This is a genomic window from Mesorhizobium sp. M7A.F.Ca.CA.002.05.1.1 (assembly GCF_003998335.1).
GTDB lineage: Bacteria > Pseudomonadota > Alphaproteobacteria > Rhizobiales > Rhizobiaceae > Mesorhizobium.
Genome location: NZ_RZQI01001041.1, coordinates 1 through 1,938, shown reverse-complemented (window position 1 = coordinate 1,938; position 1,938 = coordinate 1). Strand labels below are relative to the sequence as shown.

At 60.3% G+C, this 1,938-nt stretch carries 1 protein-coding gene; it reads left to right on the top strand.

The annotated features are described in order from the left end of the window. Window positions 1-200 precede the first annotated feature (200 nt). Window positions 201-1,938 (top strand): hypothetical protein (locus EN939_RS32165; RefSeq protein WP_206528394.1); only part of this gene is annotated, 1,738 nt, incomplete at its 3' end.

Here is a 1,938-nt window from a genome sequence, read left to right as displayed (position 1 = left end):
AGGCCGTGCGACGGGAATCATTCCATGAGCTTCGACGAATGATTTCACACCTGCCGGCTTATGACCAGCCGCCGGCAAAAGCAGGGTTTTACGCGCTTGCCAGCGTCGCTCCGAGTGGGAGTTCCGACCGGTCTAGGAATTTTTTCTCAAAAAACGGTTGACGGGGTGAGTGCAGCTTTGCCTTCCAGACGCTGAACCCTGTGATCGGCACCGATGACATTGTGCTGTCGTTCTACCAGTCCGACGACACCGTCGGCGATATCCAGGCAGCCGCGCAAGGCATCATCGACCAGGCCCAGGCCGCTGCGGACGTAGCGACGGGCGCCATGACGACGGTGATCGATCCGCAATTCGCGACCAAGGCGACGGCCGAGGCATTTTACCCGCCGATAGCACCCACATACATCCGCACCGCCTTCTGCGACAGCTCTCAGGTGGCAGGCAGCGGCGCTGTGTACCGCAAGAATGGAACGAATGTCGGGGATTTGGTGATCACGCTGAGCGATGGCATGACGAAGACAGGCTATACGCTCGCCTCAATTCCGGTGACGGCATCAATGCTCGGCGCGCGTGGTGGCGGTGCGAATGCCACGGCTGCTATCAGTGCACTGCTCGCGGGCAGCTATCCGCATGTGCTGATTGACGGCTCCTACCAGACCGACGGCAACCACACGATCTCGACAGCGAAGAAGCGCGTCGAATGCCTGGGCGGCTCTGCCCTAATCCTGCGCGCGCCAGTCGGCACCGTTACCGGCCACCATCCCGTCATCGATATTGCTGCCGATGACGTCCTGATAGACGGGGACCTCACGATTGATGGTGGATCACATGCCGGCTACCAGGCTTCTATCGGTATTCGCGTCGGCCTCTCCACTGGTGCACGCCGGAAGCGGCCGACAATTCGCGGCGTGAAAGTCCGCAATCTTGGCCTTGCCGGCGTGATGGCGCTCTGTGTCGACAGCCCGACGATTGAGGACATTGACGGCTATAACATCGTCACGCCAACCGGCGGCGAGTTTGGCGACACGGTTTACGTGGCCGGCGTCCGCAAGCCGATCGTGCGCAACATCCGGTCGGCGAAGTGCAAACGCGACGGCGTCGTGTTGACCTATACGGGGAATCTAAACACCACCGACGTGTTAGTCGACGGGGTTTTCGCGGATGCACATCTCGACAGCCCCTCCGCCGGTGTCTGGGTGGAGATGACCGGTGCGCGAGATCCGCGAGGGATCATAACTAACGTAGTGGCGAATGACTGTCTGGTTGGCGTAGCTGCGACTGATGCCAACAGCGAGATCGTCATTTCGAATGTCAGGGCAATCGGCAACCGGCTCTCCGGTAGTTCTGCCGGTAACGTCTTTGGCGTTCAGATTCAGTCGGGCCGGCTCGATAACTGGTACATCGATCGCTACAACACCGCCCTGCAATTGGAGCCAAACGGCGAATATCAGTTCGCCCTCAGCTCGCAAGTTGGATCGTTTGCGACTGGCGAAACGGTCAGCGGCGGCACCTCTGGCTCCGCCGGAACCCTGCGGTTCCAACATTTTGAAATCGTCATCACCGGTTCAACCGTCGACTATGAACTCGGTGAGACGGTGACAGGCGGTTCATCCGGCGCGACGGGCATCTTGGTCGACTTCTTTGCCAACGTGCTAAGGGTCTTGCCGATAAGTGGGACGTTTCAGGCCGGTGAGACAATCACTGGAGGCAACTCTGCGATTGCCAAAACAGCAAACAGCGCGACCCGGCGCATCTATGTGCGCGGCTCGGCCGGCATCTTTCCGGCTGGCGAGACGATCACGGGTGGAATGTCGGGTGCCACAGCCGTAATCGCCGCGCCCTACCAGACGCCTCTTGCGATCGGTCCGGGCACGTTGATGAACTGCTCGACCGACGCCGTCGTCGTTGCGAACGTAGTGACACCGGCGAGCCTTAGCC